This is a genomic window from uncultured Desulfosarcina sp., assembly GCF_963664155.2.
GTDB lineage: Bacteria > Desulfobacterota > Desulfobacteria > Desulfobacterales > Desulfosarcinaceae > Desulfosarcina.
Genome location: NZ_CAXXXH010000002.1, coordinates 466893 through 482773 on the forward strand (window position 1 = coordinate 466893; position 15881 = coordinate 482773).

Consider the following 15881-nt stretch of genomic DNA (forward strand, 5'->3'; position numbering starts at 1 on the left):
TTTGGATATTCATCCTACTCATCTGCCGTGGGCGGCAGGATCAGCGGTGCCTGAACAGGTGCTTCGCTCTCCAGGCGGTCCACATTCTGAAAACCGCGGGGCAGCTTTTTCCCGCGCCGGCCGCGCTCACCCACGTACTGGGTGAGATTGCCGTAGGTCAGTTTGAAAAAGCGTTTGCCGGCGAATATGGTCAGAGTGCCTTCTGCCGGTACCAGAGTCAGATGAATCAGCAGTTCCTTGCGTTCCCTGGCCCGCTTGGTCGGAATCTGAATGATCTTGTTGCCTTTGCCCTTGGCAAGGGCCGGGAGCTTGTTGAGGGGAAAGACCAGCATTCGTCCCTCATTCGTGACTGCCGCCAGCAGTTGATCCGACGCCGCATCCATTGGGATGGGCCTCAGCGGCTGGGCTCCTTTGGGCAGGGAGAGCATGGCCTTGCCTTTGGTGTTGCGCGTCAACAGTTCCTCGAAGCGCGTGATGAAACCGTACCCGGCGTCGCTGGCCATGAGCAACTGCTGATCGGCCGGTGCCATGATCACGGCAATGAAGACGGCGCCGTTGGGCAGAATGAAACGGCCCGTGAGCGGCTCTCCATAACCCCTGGCCGACGGAAGGGTATGGGCGGACAGGCTGTATGACCGCCCGGTGGAATCCAGGAAAACGACCGGTTGGTTGCTCCTGCCCCGGGCGGCGTCGAGATAGTGGTCACCCGGTCGGTAGACCGTTTCGCCGGGATCGATCTCGTGACCCTTGGCGGCCCGCACCCACCCGTTGGCCGACAGAATTACGGTCACCGGCTCAACCGGGGCAAGCTGTTCTTCGGAAATGGCCTGCGCCTCCCCGCGCCGGACGATTGCGGTTCGCCGGTCGTCCCCGTATGCTTTGGCATCCGCCCGAAGCTCTTTTTTAATCAGGGTCTTGAGACGGGCCGGCGATCCGAGGGTGGCCTCCAGAAACTGCCGCTCTTTGTCCAGATCTTGTTGCTCGGAGCGGATTTTCATCTCCTCCAGTTTGGCCAGGTGGCGCAGGCGCAACTGAAGGATGGCTTCGGCCTGGGCATCGGAGAGACTGAAACGGTCCATCAGTACCGGTTTGGGTTCACCTTCGGCGCGGATGATGCGGATGACCTCGTCGATATTCAGATAGGCTATCAGCAGGCCGTCTAAAAGGTGAAGGCGTTCATTCACCTTATCCAGGCGATATCCCAGGCGATCCGTGACGGTTTGCGTTCGAAAGGCGATCCACTCGGTGAGCAGTTCGACCAGTCCCTTCACCCCGGGCTTGCGGTCCCGGCCGATGACGTTCAGGTTGACCCGAAATGTTTTTTCCAGCTCCGTGGTGGCGAACAGATGCGCCATGAGGGCGTCCCGATCCACCCGGTTGGATCGGGGCACGACAACGAGGCGAATGGGGTCTTCATGGTCCGATTCATCTCTGAGATCCGCCACCATGGGCAGTTTCTTTTTATTCATCTGGGCGGCGATCTGCTCCAGCACCCTGGCCGGTGACACCTGGTGAGGCAGGGCATTGATGACGATGTCACCGTTTTCCAGTTCATAAGTGCCCCGCATGCGGATGGCGCCTTTGCCCGACCGATAGATCTCCATGATTTCCGATTTCGGCGTGATGATCTCGGCGCCGACGGGATAGTCCGGGCCCTGTATGTGGTTGCACAAGGCGTCGACATCGGCATCCGGGAAGTCGATCAGATGAATGCAGGCGTCGACGACCTCCCGGATGTTGTGAGGCGGGATGTCGGTGGCCATGCCCACGGCGATTCCTGTCGTGCCGTTGAGCAGGATGTTGGGCAGACGGGCCGGCAGCACCCGGGGTTCTTTCAGCGTGCCGTCGAAATTGGGCACCCACTGAACCGTTCCCATGGCGATTTCACCCAGCAGCACCTCGGCATAGGCGGAGAGCCGGGCCTCGGTATAGCGCATGGCGGCAAAGGATTTGGGGTCGTCGGGTGCACCCCAGTTCCCCTGGCCGTCAACCAGCGGGTATCGGTATGAGAACGGCTGCGCCATGAGCACCATGGCTTCATAGCAGGCGGTGTCACCGTGGGGGTGGAACTTGCCGAGCACGTCGCCGACGGTTCGGGCTGACTTTTTGTGCTTGGAGGACGCTTTCAGACCCAGTTCACTCATGGCATAGACGATTCGTCGTTGAACCGGTTTGAGCCCATCGCCGATGTGGGGCAAGGCGCGGTCCATGATCACGTACATGGCGTAATCGAGATAGGCCTGCCGGGAAAACTGCTGGAGGGGCATGCGCTCCGTGCCCTCGATAGGAAGGGGGGGTGCGGTTGTTGTCATATAATAATTGCTTTCAGTAGGTTATGCTTTATTTGTGTCATCGTTACTTTAGGGATAGACAAAAGGCTATAGGCTATAGGCAATGGGGAATAGGCTATGGGCGATAGGAACGATTTTAAATTGAACACTCAACACGCCACCTTGCGTTCATTCTTTCCCCACGACCCCCGTGAACCCTTATTCTTCAGTCCACCGCCGCCAGGTCACCGCTATCCTCGATCCACTGGCGGCGGTCGGAGGAGCGTTTTTTGGCCAGCAGCATATCCAGGGTGGCAAAGGCCAATTCGTCTTCATCGACGGTCAGTTGGACCAGCCGGCGGGTGTCCGGGGCCATGGTGGTCTCCCGCAGCTGCATGGGATTCATTTCACCCAGGCCCTTGAATCGCTGGACATTGATTTTGCCCCCGGGCCTTTTGATTTCCATGCGACGGATGATGGCCGTCTTTTCGGCTTCATCCAGGGCATAATGCACCTCTTTGGCCATGTCGATGCGATAAAGCGGGGGCATGGCCACAAATACATGACCGGCTTTGACCAGCGGGGTGAAGTGCTGCAGGAACAGGGCGCAGAGCAGGGTGGCGATGTGAAGACCGTCGGAGTCCGCATCGGCGAGGATGCATACTTTTCCGTAGCGCAGACCGTTGAGATGCTGCGTCCCCGGGTCCACGCCGATGGCCACGGCAATGTCGTGAACTTCTTTTGATCCCAATATCTGTGTCGATTCCACCTCCCAGGTGTTCAGGATCTTGCCCCTCAGGGGCATGACCGCCTGGGTCTGCCGGTCCCTGGCCTGCTTGGCCGATCCACCCGCCGAGTCACCCTCGACAAGAAACAACTCACTCTGCGCCGGGTCCATACTGACGCAGTCGGCCAGCTTTCCGGGAAGGGCCGGACCGGCGGTGACTCTTTTCCGCTCGATCTTTTTTCCCGCCTTGAGGCGGTTGCGGGCACATTCGATGGCCATTTCCGCCAGGCGTTCCCCCGCTTCGGTGTGGTGGTTCAGCCAGAGGCTGAAGGCGTCCTTGACCACGCCGTTGACAAAGGAGGCACATTGGCGTGACGAGAGGCGTTCCTTGGTCTGGCCGGAAAACTGGGGATCGGTCATTTTGGTGGACAAAACGTAGGAACAGCGCTCCCAGATGTCGTCCGGGGCCAGCTTGATGCCCCGGGGAATCAGCTTGCGAAACTCGCAGAATTCGCGGATGGCGGCCAGCAGTCCGGATCGGAAGCCATTGACATGCGTGCCTCCCTGTGGGGTAGGGATGAGGTTGACGTAGCTTTCCGTGATGGTCTCCCCGCCGTCGGGCTGCCAGGCTACTGCCCATGAAACAGCCTCGCCGTCGCCGTCCAGCTTGCCCACGAAGGGCTCGTCGGGGATCGTTTCACATCCCTGCAGCCCGTCGGCCAGATACGCCTTGAGTCCGTCCGCATAATACCACTGCTCTTTTTCGCCGGTGGCTTCATCGGAAAATGTTACCGTAAGTCCCGGGCACAATACGGCCTTGGCCCGCAGGTTGTGGCGCAGGCGATGCGTGGAAAACCGCACCGTGTCGAAATAGGTCGGGTTGGGCCAGAAGCGGATGAAGGTGCCGGTGTTGCGCTGCCCTACGCTGCCGGTGACTTCCAGGTCCTGCTGTTTGCGCCCGTCGGCAAACCAGATGAAATGTTTTTGGCCGCCACGCTTGATCTCTACTTCCAGGCGGGAGGAGAGGGCGTTGACCACCGACACGCCCACACCGTGCAACCCTCCGGAAAACTGGTAGTCCTTGTTGGAAAACTTGGCCCCGGCGTGCAGCTTTAGCAGGATCACCTCAACGCCGGTGATGCCCTCTTCCGGGTGGATATCCGTGGGCATGCCGCGGCCGTCGTCGGCCGCACTTAACGATCCGTCCGTATGCAGGATGACGTCTATGCGGCTGGCAAAGCCGGCGATGGCCTCGTCCACACTGTTGTCGATTACCTCCTGGGCCAGGTGGTTGGGCCGTTGGGTGTCGGTGTACATGCCCGGGCGACGGCGCACCGGGTCGAGGCCTTTGAGGACCTCTAGTGAAGCGGCGTTGTAGTCACGATTGGGCAAGCCGTTTTTATTGAATAGGGTGTCGGTTTTGATGGGACTGCCTCCTGATACAGATCCTGCGTGGACATCTTGGGTAACAGAATTATTAAGGAATAAAAACTGAACGTCGAACATCGAACGTCCAACGTCGAACGTCGAATCGGAACAGCGTAAACCGCACCACTGAAAGCTCCGGCTGCCCAATACGCTTTCACGGTCGTTTTTTCAAGTCAAACCGTCTTCCTCGATAATTATGGAAATACACCGGGAAAACCGGGGACCAGAAGAGGTCGAATACTGAATTAAGTTAAAGTGTTATTCGTTAACAGGGAATCCAGTCGATCATTGATTAGCATCGCTGCTGACACATTACAATCAGATGGAGCGCAGCGACCTCATCATTCGACGTTCGATGTTCAGCGTTCAATGTTCGACGTTCATTTTATAGGTTCGATCCCTTTATGATGGATATCGGTTAAAAAATCAATACTGTATGTTGTGGTTGCAATGGTTTTGGGGGTGAATTGGTTGTGGTGCCGGTAAATTACAGAAATAGTCGGCAGTTTGGAAGGTACGAACGCTTCAGCTGGATTGGCATTTGGGGTTGGCGATAAAATGGGTTATTGGTCAGGGGAGGGGAGGCCGAAAATGCCGAAGCCGGGGTGACAATCCACCTCGGCTTCGATCGATCATAAAACAATTTGACTCAGAGCTATCTAACTTTTTTTCAGGAATTTCTTGCGCGATGCACCGGCCAACCCGACCAGTCCGGTTCCCAGCAGGAGCATGGTGGCAGGTTCGGGGACGGGAGTATTTGGTGCTATCCAACCGCTGCCATCTTCTTCACCTGGTATATCTATACCTTGGACATGTGCGGCTGTATAAAAAGGACCGTTACCTCCGGTGGGTGGTTGACTTAAAAAATTAAACCAAGACGAATCTAAAAGGTTTCCATATGTAGTAGATGTGATGTCATAAACAGAAGTTTGGCCAGCTGTCAATGCGCCATTGCTCTTATCCCAACCAAATAGAATGTCATAAGAGCCGTCACCATCGGCTTTAAAATTGTTGACCCCAGTTGTGACTAAGTCTGCATCATTGCCAGAGACAAAGGCAAAGGTTAAATCAAGAGTTTTAAGAGGATCAAAATTGAAGTACCATCCTTTGCCAGTAGATTTAAAATCTTTTGCACCAGCGACAAATTCATCATCTGATAAACCTGACGCATCCATAGTCAATCTTACTATTCCTGATTCTAAGTCAGTGAATGTTGCTGTAAGCCACGGTGCACTGCCAGTTGGAGATTCCGCTCCACTAAATTCGTAATCCAAATCAAATGACAGCGCTAACACCTCATCGGGACTAATCGCGAGGCAAAACACCAAAAGGATGGCCAAGCTTGGTAATAAGATTAGATGTCCTGAACGGAACTTGAGTTGACAGTGGTCAGAAACCTTCTGGATGTGTCAACGACAGTTATGCAGCATTTATTTTTTCCAGATTCTTTTCTTTATATCGCTGCTTGCCTTCAATGAATGTTTCCATTGGCGTACGACCTTTGCAGCGTTTTCCCTGATGGGTTCGTTTTGTATTATACTCGTCCATATACTCATCCAGGTCGATCTGTAAAGTCTCAAGATCACGATACAGCTTCTTTCGAAATGCCACACGGTAGAACTCATTCAGCACGGTTTGGTGGAAACGCTCGCAAATACCATTGGTTTGAGGGCTTCTGACCTTAGTTTTGGTATGGTCGATTTCGTTGAGTTGCAGGAACAACTCGTAAGGGTGTTTATCCAGGCTGCCACAAAACTCGGTTCCCCGATCCGTCAATACCCGCAATACAGGGACATTGTGTTCCTCAAAGAAAGGCAACACACGGTCATTGAGCGTATCGGCAGCGGTGACGGGGATCTTGGCCGTATACAGCTTGGCAAAGGCCACCGACGAATAGGTATCGACCACCGTTTGCTGATAGATCCGGCCGACACCTTTCAGATACCCGACATAAAAGGTATCCTGGCTGATCAGATAACCCGAATGTTGGGTTTCGATTTCATCCGGGTGAGATTCCCGACTGCGCTTGGCTGTTTCCAACGCCGTCAATTGGGCCTCGGTGTAAACAATGCCTTCTTTGGCTGCCCGCTCTTCAAGCGATGCCAGACGTTTTTTGAAAGTTTCCAGATCGTGCCGAATCCAGATGCTTCGAACACCGCCGGATGACACCAGAATGCCCTCTTTACGCAGTTCATTGGCAGCTCGTGCCTGACCATAAGCCGGATATTCAAATGCCATTTTGATCACGGCCGCTTCAATTTCAGGAGCAACCCGATTTTTGATACACGGCTTGCGCCGGCTTTTATCCTTGAGGCCTTCAAGGCCGTGCTCTTCATACGCTTTTTTAATGTCGTAGAAATGTTGGCGGGAAACGCCGTTGATGCGGCAGGCCTGGGAAACATTCTTGAGGTATTCGGCCAGTTCCAGTATGCTGAGTTTAGCTCTTGCGATTTTGTCTTGGGTGGTCATGATGTGCCTCCTGTTTTAGATTGTTTGGCGACAATCCAGAAGGTGGAGGTGGACCCCATCGGCTGGACAGCCTGAGGGGTAGAATAAGCTATGAGCCGAGAGCTTTTTAAAAGATAAAAAGGCATCAGGCAGCCTCGGCGAAAGGATGGGGCAGACCGTAATAAACCTCATCCGGGGTTCTGTCGTCAAGGGCCGAATGGCCCCGTTCGTGATTGTAATAATCGAGCCACCGGCCCAGACCCTGCCGCAGCGCCTTACCGGTGTCGAATGCGTGCAAGTAAATGTATTGGTGTTTGAGGGTCCACCACAGCCGCTCGACGAATATATTGTCCTGGCAACGACCCCGACCATCCATACTGATGGCGACCTTGTTATCGATGAGAACCTTGGTGAACGCGTTGCTGGTAAATTGAGCCCCTTGGTCGGTATTGAAGATTTCCGGTGGCTCATAGCGGCTCAACGCCTCTTTAAGGGCATCGATACAAAAGGCGCTGTCCAGGGTGTTGGATATCCGCCAGGCGAGCACCTTGCGGCTGTGCCAGTCCATGATCGCCACCAGATACATGTACCCACTGGCCATGGGGATGAAAGTGATGTCGCTGGCCCAAACCTGATTGGTGCGACTGATGGTCATACCCCTTAGCAGATAAGGATATACCTTATGCTGGGGATGGGGGCGGCTGGTCCGCGGTTTGGGATACACCGCCTCGATACCCATTAATCGCATCAGCCGCTGAACCCGTTTGCGATTGGCTGTTATGCCCTGACGATCCAGCTGGCGGCTGATCGTTCGGCTGCCCGAGGATGGATTGGTAAGATACAGTTCGTCGATCTTGCGCATCAGTTCCAGCTCTTCTTGGCTTATGGGTATGGGTTGGTAGTAATAGGATGACCGGCTAAGATCGATTAGTTCACACTGCCGGGAAACGCTCAGCTGCCGATCCAACGGATCGATCATGGATTTACGCTGTTTGCGATTCAGCTGCTGAGCTTGCGTGCTAAAAAATCGTTTTCCACCTTGAGTTGACCGATCTGGCGGTACAGTTCGGCGGTTTGGGCATCGGCCTGTTTTCTGGATCGGTGGCTTTTATCGAAGATATCGGCTGCACCGTCGAGCATCTGCCGCTTCCAGGTGGAAATCATGGTGGGGTGAACACCAAATCGACTGGCCAACTGTGCTGCGGTTTCTTCGTTCTGAATGGCAGCCAGAGCGACCTTGGCTTTGAACTGTGGACTGTGTGATTTGCGCTTGTTACCCATCGTCAGATCCTCCTCATTTTTGGTCTGACTCATAGCTTAGCACATTGTCCAGTTTTTGGGGTCCACCGCCGGTATCTGACCACCCATTTTTTAGCAAGGTGTCAAGTCAAGTCCGTCCTCATACAGATTAGACGATTCTTCATTAGTTGTATCCTTTCCCCTTTTTTAATATCTTTAAAAATATATTCCCCCACAATTTCAAACGATTAAACTTAGGCAGATTATCCCCCCTTTGATTTCCATTAAATTATTTTAATTTTCCTGTTTTGAAATCTCAATTTAGTCCTCGCATCAGCTTAACGGTGGGCACCTAATTTTATTGTTAAAACCCAATAGAAACCGAAGAGCGCCTGTATTGGCAGAGTAACTGCAACATTTCGATATTACTTCCATTAACCTCATAAGAAAAGAAAGCAGGGAAAAACTTCCCAAAAAACTTACCTCATACAAAAGCAATTTCCAAGCCAATCAAAAATGAATTAGAATAAGTATTTTAAGTATCAAATAATATTGAAGTATATAGAAAATCTAATTTGTCGCTCGATGCGAATTTCTCGAAATGTGAAGCAATATCTATATAAAAAATTACATAGATATGGTAAGAAATTCCCAAAAATTGGGTTAATCGACCAGTAACCCTCTCTCGAATCGAGATCGATTGAAGCTGACCCCAGGCATCGGATGCTACAGTATGTCTTGTCTCGGGAAATCGGGTAGGCGGGGCGTGGGTTTTTAGAAACTATCCCGGCAGGTTAAAACCAAAAAGGCAGGACGACCATTCGTCCTGCCTTTTCGGTTTATCCAACATTAGCGGGTTCAACGCTAAACTCAGTTCATAGATTTTTCCTGCGACTGACACCGGCCAATCCCACCAGTCCGGTGGCAATCAGCAATATGATGGCGGAATTGGGTATGGACGTTGTCGTCGAGTCCTCCTTGGCAGAGGGGGCATCCTTTGCTACGGCAACCGCCTGGGATCTTGAATCGGCAATCAATTGAGTCATGCCGTCACTGGCGCTCGATGACATTCCGCCCAGCACTACAAATACAACCAGAAATGTCAGGATTGATTTTTTAATGGCAAGCTTCATTTTTCCACCTTGAGAAAGATAAAAGCAAGATAACTGCCAAGATCATAGCTCCGCTCTAAAAAATCAAAATAATAAATTATTACAATTGTTTAAAATTATCTGGGACTGAAGTCGATCGGCTGGCTGGGTTTATGATTGGTAAATTTATTACATAGTTTTTCGTGGAATTAATCCTTGCAATAACTTTTTTTTCATAATTTTATAAACGGCCGCGCCTATTTCGCACAAATGAAATAAGCTTGCGGGGGGCGGGGGTTGCCGGGTTAATTGAGTTTAATGGTTGGACTGGGTTCTTTAGGCCCTGCAAGAGCTGTCCACGACCTTCATCCTGCCCGGCTGCCCTCGAGTTTACAAAGGCGCGGAGGAGCTGATCTCCGCAATGGAAATCACGTCTATGGAAACAGGTGTGCTGCCGGTGCAATCACTCGGAGGGTGGATCGAACGGTGGCAGGTCATCCTCCGCTGCCGGGCCGCCGTCATCGGCTTCGGGCACGTCCGTGGACGTCGGGGATGCGGCGGGCATGTCTTCGCCGTGGTCGTCATCTTCCGGCTGCTCTTCCAGGCGGGACCGGCTGAGTTCCTCGATTTCTTTGGGGGTGGGCAGGTCTTTGAGATCCTTCAATTCAAACACCTCGAGAAAGTGCTTGGTGGTGGCGTAAATCAGCGGGCGGCCGGGGATCTCCTTGCGGCCAAGAACGCGGATCAGCTTGCGCTCCATGAGCATGCGGATGACGCCGCCGCTGTCCACGCCGCGGATGTGCTCGATATCGCTGCGGATGATGGGCTGGTTGTAGGCGATGATCGCCAGGGTTTCCAGGGCTGCCTTGCTCAGGCGCGGGGTGCTGGGTTTAACCAGTCGCTTGATCCATTCGTTGTAGCGACCCTGGGTGCGGAACTGGTAGCCGCCGGCCACCTGTTTGAGCACAAAGCCGCCGTCGCGCTGTTCGTACTCCGCCATCAGTTCATCGATCGCGCTACGGATCGCGGCGGTCTCTTCGCCCTCGATAATGCCCTTGAGGTGGTCCATCGTCAGCGGTGTTTCCGAGACGAAGAGCAGGCTTTCGATGATGTGTTTAATATTTTCCGCCATGGTGGATATCGGTCGGGGTCGGGGTTCCTGTGTTTATTGTGTTCATTGAGTTTATTGGGCTTGTTTACAGCTCACGGGGAGCTATAATTCTGCTTTTCATTCGATGTTGGACGTTGGACGTTCGATGTTCGACATTCAGCCCTTGACCTTCGCTGTTTCCCGCTCTTCCCAGCTTCTGAACTTACCCGCTCCCTCAGCAGCTTTTCGGCTATCAGCAAATGCAGTATCCTGATGCATTTTCCTACAGCCTACAGCCCATAGCCTTTTTCCTTATCCGGCTGCATTTTCCCATATACCTGCAGTCTACAGCCTATCCTCCTAAACACCTACTGATAAAAGATGCGGATAATCCCCGTGGGCACATGCTGGGCGATGCGGATCAGGCTGAGCTTGGCCATTTCCAGGATGGCCAGAAAAGTGACGATAATGTCCGACCGTTGGTGGTCATCGGCAAACAGCTCGTCAAAGGTCATGGATTCCTTCGTCTCCAACATTTCCGTCAACTGGGCGATGCGTTCCTGAACCGAGACCCGGTCCCTGGTCAGATCGACCCGGTGGCCCGGCGTCACCTTGTCCAGAATCCTCTGAAACGCATCGATCAGTTCGAACAGGCCGATGTGGATCACTTCATTTTCTTCCACCCGTTCCAGGATGTCGGTGTCCGGCTTCCGCGTAAAGGTTTTTTCCCCCAGCAGATTTCGCTCCGCCAATTGTTCGGCAGCCGATTTGATCCGAAGGTACTCCAGCAGCGGCCGGGTGATCTCCAACCGGGGATCCTCTTCATCCTCCTCGCCCACCTGGGGTGGCAGCAGCATCCGGGATTTGATATGGGTCAGGGTGGATGCCATCAGGACGAAATCACCGGCAAGGTCGATATTCATCTGCTTCATCCACTCCAGATAGTCCAAGTACTGTGCAGTGATCTGTGAGATGGGGATATCGTAAATATCCACTTCCGCTTTTTTGATCAGATGGACCAGAAGATCCATGGGACCTTCAAAAACGTCCTGGAGTTTAACCCGGTATCGGTCATCGTCGACATCATCGGGGTCCGCATCCGTCAAGTTGTCCTGCATCAATGACATGTTAAATCCCGCAACCATCATTGCCTGCGCTTTATCTTCCTTGCCGGCGGTAATGAAGGTGCATGAAAGAGACGTGGAGTTATCCTATCTTTTCCGCGGTTCCGATGAGCGGGATCTCTCCTTCGCTCAGACAAGCAGCGGGGGATGCGCTCTCTATCGCGGATCACAACCCAGAAATGGTAGATTTTGGTTCAGGCCAAGGCCGAAGCGATGTTGAAACCGCAGGCGTAGCAGTGCTACGTCGAGGAATTCAGCCGAGCGAGAACGCCGGCATGGGCCAAAAGATGCCGTTTCTGATGAACACGTTCTAATCTTTGATCCGTATGGCCGCCCTGACTTGATCCATGGTTTGCTTAGCCACCTTGCGGGCCTTTTCGCTGCCGGAAGCGATGATCTCCTTGACCAGTTCCGGCTTGGCCATGAAATACGCCCGCCGTTCGTGCAGGGGGTCCATGGCTTTGATCAGGCTTTTAGCCATGATTTTCTTGCATTCCACACAGCCGATCTCCGCATTTCTGCACTGGGGATCAATGGCCTCCCAGATTCCGGTGTCCGAATAGATTTTGTGAAATTCGAACACATTGCAGACATCCGGGTTGCCGGGGTCCGATCGGCGCATACGCTGGGGGTCGGTGATCATCTGGGATACTTTTTTCGTGATTTCATCCGGCGTATCGGAAAGGTAGATGGCATTGTTGTAAGACTTGCTCATCTTGCGTCGGTCCAGACCTAAAATTTTGGAAGTTTTGGTCAGGATGGCTTCCGGTTCCGGAAATACGTTGCCGTATAGAAAATTGAAACGCCGGGTAATTTCCCGGGTTATTTCCACGTGGGGCACCTGGTCGATGCCCACCGGTACGCCATTGGCCTTGTACATGATGATGTCCGCCGCTTGGAGGACCGGGTATCCCAAAAAGCCGAAGGTGGAAAGGTCTTTGTTGCTGATTTGGACGATCTGGTCCTTGTAGGTGGGGTTTCTTTCGAGCCATGGCACCGGCGTGATCATGGAGAGATAAAGGAACAGTTCGGCATGTTCCGGAACCAGCGATTGAACGAACAGGGTACTTTTTTCCGGATCGAGACCGGCGCTGAGCCAATCGATCATCATTTCGCCGACGTAACCGGTTATCGCGCCGGGAGCTTCATAGTCGCTGGTCAGGGCATGCCAGTCGGCAATAAAGAAAAAACAGTCGTATTCGTCCTGCATGCCCACCCAGTTGGCCAGCGCGCCGTGCAGGTTCCCCAGATGAAGTGGGCCAGTGGGCCGCATACCGCTTAAAATCCGTTTTTTGGAACTCATGAAGACATCTCCCGATCGATTGTTTGGCCTCCGCCGGTTTGCCGACCGCATGCGGTCAGCGTCAAAGTAATAAAACCCGTTATACTAAACAGAAGGCGTCATGCAATCAAGAAAAAAAAGGAGGTAAGGAACGGAAAAACAATCAAGGGATCAGCTATCGGCTAAGCGGCTTGGATACGGGAAGGTTGAAGTGGTGGGGGTGACCTTCAAGCCACATGGAAAGGAATCATGTCTCTTCGGGGCAAAGTAAACTTCTTCTGAATTATTGCTTAGATTCTTTTGTTTCCGATCCTTACTGCACACCGTCGTTACCCCTTTAACCTTGAAATTTTATTTCTTATGAAGGTGAATTCATCCTCCCTGGTTTTGACCCATCCGTTGAGTTTTGCTTCCAGTACTGCCTGCAGCGTTTTGCTGAATACGGGGCCGGATGGAAATCCCATTTCCAGGAGATCTTTTCCGGAAATGGTGATGGCCACATGGCGCAACCGGGTGTGGTATAGAGAGATTCTTTTTTTTGCCATTTGAGAATCGGCGCAAACCATCATATACAAGATCATTTCTGTTTTGAACGCTTTGAGCAGGTTGAATACTTCCGCGTTGTTCATTCGCTTACGCCGTTCCAGTCGAGCGAGTTGTTGCTCCGCATAGATGCGATTTTCACCGAACAGCTTTGAATAGCGCGGAGCGACGGTCAGGTGTTCACAGATTTCAAGGGTGGTTTGCAGATCGCAGTGGCGGATCAACGTCATGAAAAAAACGGTCCATCGTTCATAGGGCTCATCAATAAAGAGCAGGTCATGCCAGTCAGTAACCTTCTTGGTGGTATCGAGCAGGTGCTTCACATCGTTTTCTACTTTTATTCCCGGATGAATGACTGTTAAAAGGTTGTAATCCATTAATCTTAAAATAGTCGGCGCGGGGTTTTCTTCCTTCAAAATCAACTTGAGCTCCGTATATACCCGTTTGCCGGCAAGGCGTTTGAAGAATTCCATTTTTACGGCATTGTCGATAAGGCTGGAGGTGAGTTTGCCGATAGAGAAACCAAATCGCTGCTCGAACCGCAGGGCCCGAAACACCCGCGTAGGGTCTTCCACAAAGCTCAGGTTGTGCAGTACCCGCAGGACTTTATCCTTGATGTCCTTCTGGCCGGAAAAGAAATCGATGAGCCTGCCAAATTTTCCCGGGTTGAGCTGAATAGCCAGCGTATTGATGGTAAAATCCCTGCGAAACATGTCCATTTTGATGGAACTCATTTCAACCACCGGCAGTGATGCGGGAAACTGGTAATATTCCATGCGCGCAGAAGCGACATCAATTTTAAAGCCGTCGGGAAAGATGATGACGGCGGTTCCAAATTTCTGATGCGTGTGGGTTCTCGCCCCAAATGCCTGGGCGAAAGTCTTGGCGAACGCAATCCCGTTTCCCTCGATGACCACATCGATATCTTCATTGTTTCGGTACAAGAACAAATCCCGGACAAACCCGCCTACTACATACGCGCTGCAGTTCATCTGGCTGGCGGTTTCACCCAGCTGAATAAGTGTTTCAATCATGTGTTTGGGAAGACGTTCCCGCATGAAATTGTTCACCATCCTTAAGCGTTTGTTGCTGAACTTGTCATCCAATTTTGTAAATTCTTGATTTGCCGGCCGATTCTGTTGAACCAAGGTATTTAGCAGGTCTGTGCGGGTGATGACTCCAACGACCTTGCCATCTTCCACGACCGGCAGAATTCGTTGTTTGTTCCCGATGATTGTGTCCTGAATTTCAACAACATCCGCATCCGGATGCACGTGGGATATCTCTGTGCTCATATATTCGCGAATCGGAATGGTTTCGAGGTGATGAAACAATGCCTTTTCAATGACTTGCCGGGTGATGTAACCGGTGAATCCCTCGTCGCTCGAACTGCTTTCGCCAACCAGCAGGGCGTTGATGTTATAGCGAGTCAGCAGGTCTTTGGCATCCTTACAGCTGGTGTTTTCGCTGGCCATGATGGCCGGGGAAGACATCAAATGCCGGGCTTGGCGTCTGGGGTTGATTTTTGCGTAAAGGGCCTCGAAAAGAAGCTGCTCAGTCTGGGCGATGGTTTTGCCCTTGACCGTTGCCGCTGCGGCTGACGGGTGCCCCCCCCCGCCGATTTGGTCCAGAATATCACCCACGTCCACATCATCCGTTCGACTTCTGGCAACGACATAGACTTTATTTTCCATTAGTCCCAGGGCAAAAACTGCGTCGATGTTCTCCATTTTGGCCATTTTTTGGACCAGGAACGAAAAATCGGGGAAATAGTTATCCGTGGTCACACTGGTCAATACAAGATCAACCCCGTTTATCGTATAGTGCCTGGACGCCTGAATCATATCGTTCAGCAATCCGATCTGTTCGGGATTGAATTCCCGGGTGATCATGCTTGAAATGACGTTAAGGTTGGCGCCCTTTGAAAGCAGATATGCGGCAGCGTTGAAGTCGTGTTCAGTCGTCGAAGGAAAAGAAAATGATCCGGTGTCTTCGTAGATTCCCAGGCACATGATGGTGGCTTCTTCGGGTGTGATGGGGATCTTTTTCTTACGGAGAATGTCCGACAGGATCGTCACCGTGGCACCCGTCAACATATGATATTCTTTGTCCGCGGGAATATCATCGTCGTTTTTGGGGTGGTGATCATAAATATGGATTTCCAGTCGGGGATTGCTCAGGACCCGACGCAACTCACCAATCCGGGTTTTTCGACGGGTGTCAACCAATACCAGCCTGGTGACTGCTGAGAAGTCGATTTTCCCCAGTTCTGCAATGTTGAAGAGATAGACCATGGATTGAATGAAGAAATTTCTCAGATTCTTTTCCTGGGATCCGGGAAAAACCACCAAGGCCTCTGGGTAAAGCTTTTGAGCTGCAAGCATTGAGGCCATGGCATCGAAATCTGCATTAACATGGCTGGTGATAATGGTCAGGGATGGTTTTTTATTTGTGTTTTCGGCGGTCATCGGTTTATGGGGCGTTGCCTCTTAGTGGAAGACGCGTGAAGGTCAAGTTAAGGTGAAATTTAAAGTGATACCCATTTGGACGAAAAGGAAAATGCGAGGATATTACGCTGTTGGTTCCATTTTTGCAAGCCAGGTGAACAGTTTATCCAATTTTCAAAGGTCAACCGGCAT

General features: G+C 52.2%; 11 protein-coding genes. 1 reads left to right on the forward strand and 10 read right to left on the reverse strand.

Annotated features, from left to right (window positions below; translation table 11 throughout):
- Positions 1-14: 14 nt before the first annotated feature.
- From parC to ACHZBS_RS26390, 8 genes are all read right to left on the reverse strand, one after another.
- Positions 15-2312: a DNA topoisomerase IV subunit A gene (gene parC, locus ACHZBS_RS26355; RefSeq protein WP_319409508.1), complete on the reverse strand. Its 2298-nt coding sequence runs from the start codon at positions 2310-2312 to the stop codon at positions 15-17.
- A 184-nt stretch (positions 2313-2496) separates the two neighbouring features.
- Positions 2497-4389 carry a DNA topoisomerase IV subunit B gene (parE, locus tag ACHZBS_RS26360; RefSeq protein ID WP_319409509.1) on the reverse strand — a complete coding sequence of 631 codons (1893 nt, stop codon included), beginning with the start codon at positions 4387-4389 and terminating at the stop codon, positions 2497-2499.
- 695 nt (positions 4390-5084) lie between these two features.
- Positions 5085-5600, reverse strand: coding sequence for a PEP-CTERM sorting domain-containing protein (locus tag ACHZBS_RS26365; RefSeq protein WP_319410200.1), 516 nt, complete (start codon positions 5598-5600; stop codon positions 5085-5087).
- A 244-nt stretch (positions 5601-5844) separates the two neighbouring features.
- On the reverse strand, positions 5845-6894 hold the full coding sequence (locus tag ACHZBS_RS26370) for an IS481 family transposase (RefSeq protein ID WP_319408448.1): 1050 nt from the start codon (positions 6892-6894) through the stop codon (positions 5845-5847).
- A 124-nt stretch (positions 6895-7018) separates the two neighbouring features.
- Positions 7019-8154, reverse strand: a protein-coding gene (locus ACHZBS_RS26375; protein WP_319405970.1) for an IS3 family transposase whose coding sequence is annotated in 2 segments (ribosomal slippage) — positions 7019-7875 and positions 7875-8154 — 1137 coding nt in all. Because the reading frame shifts where the segments join, the coding sequence is not laid out codon by codon here.
- Between the two features lie 833 nt (positions 8155-8987).
- The gene (locus ACHZBS_RS26380) at positions 8988-9245 is read right to left on the reverse strand and encodes a hypothetical protein (RefSeq protein ID WP_319409510.1); all 258 of its coding nucleotides are present in this window, start codon (positions 9243-9245) and stop codon (positions 8988-8990) included.
- Positions 9246-9666: 421 nt separating this feature from the next.
- Entirely contained in the window at positions 9667-10335 is a 669-nt protein-coding gene (scpB, locus tag ACHZBS_RS26385) for an SMC-Scp complex subunit ScpB (RefSeq protein ID WP_319409511.1), read from the reverse strand.
- A gap of 326 nt (positions 10336-10661) precedes the next feature.
- Positions 10662-11420 (reverse strand): segregation/condensation protein A, encoded by a 759-nt coding sequence (locus tag ACHZBS_RS26390; protein ID WP_319409512.1) that lies wholly within the window; start codon positions 11418-11420, stop codon positions 10662-10664.
- Positions 11421-11482: 62 nt separating this feature from the next.
- On the opposite strand from ACHZBS_RS26390, the gene ACHZBS_RS26395 reads away from it, so the two are divergent.
- The gene (locus ACHZBS_RS26395; RefSeq protein ID WP_319409513.1) at positions 11483-11731 is read left to right on the forward strand and encodes a hypothetical protein; all 249 of its coding nucleotides are present in this window, start codon (positions 11483-11485) and stop codon (positions 11729-11731) included.
- Here the strand turns inward: ACHZBS_RS26395 and trpS are convergent.
- Complete coding sequence (gene trpS / locus ACHZBS_RS26400; RefSeq protein ID WP_319409514.1) at positions 11728-12720, reverse strand: tryptophan--tRNA ligase; 993 nt, start codon at positions 12718-12720, stop codon at positions 11728-11730. The genes ACHZBS_RS26395 and trpS overlap by 4 nt on opposite strands.
- 308 nt (positions 12721-13028) lie before the next feature.
- A complete protein-coding gene (locus tag ACHZBS_RS26405) occupies positions 13029-15710 on the reverse strand; it encodes a CBS domain-containing protein (protein ID WP_319409515.1) in 2682 nt (893 codons plus the stop codon).
- Positions 15711-15881: the final 171 nt, after the last annotated feature.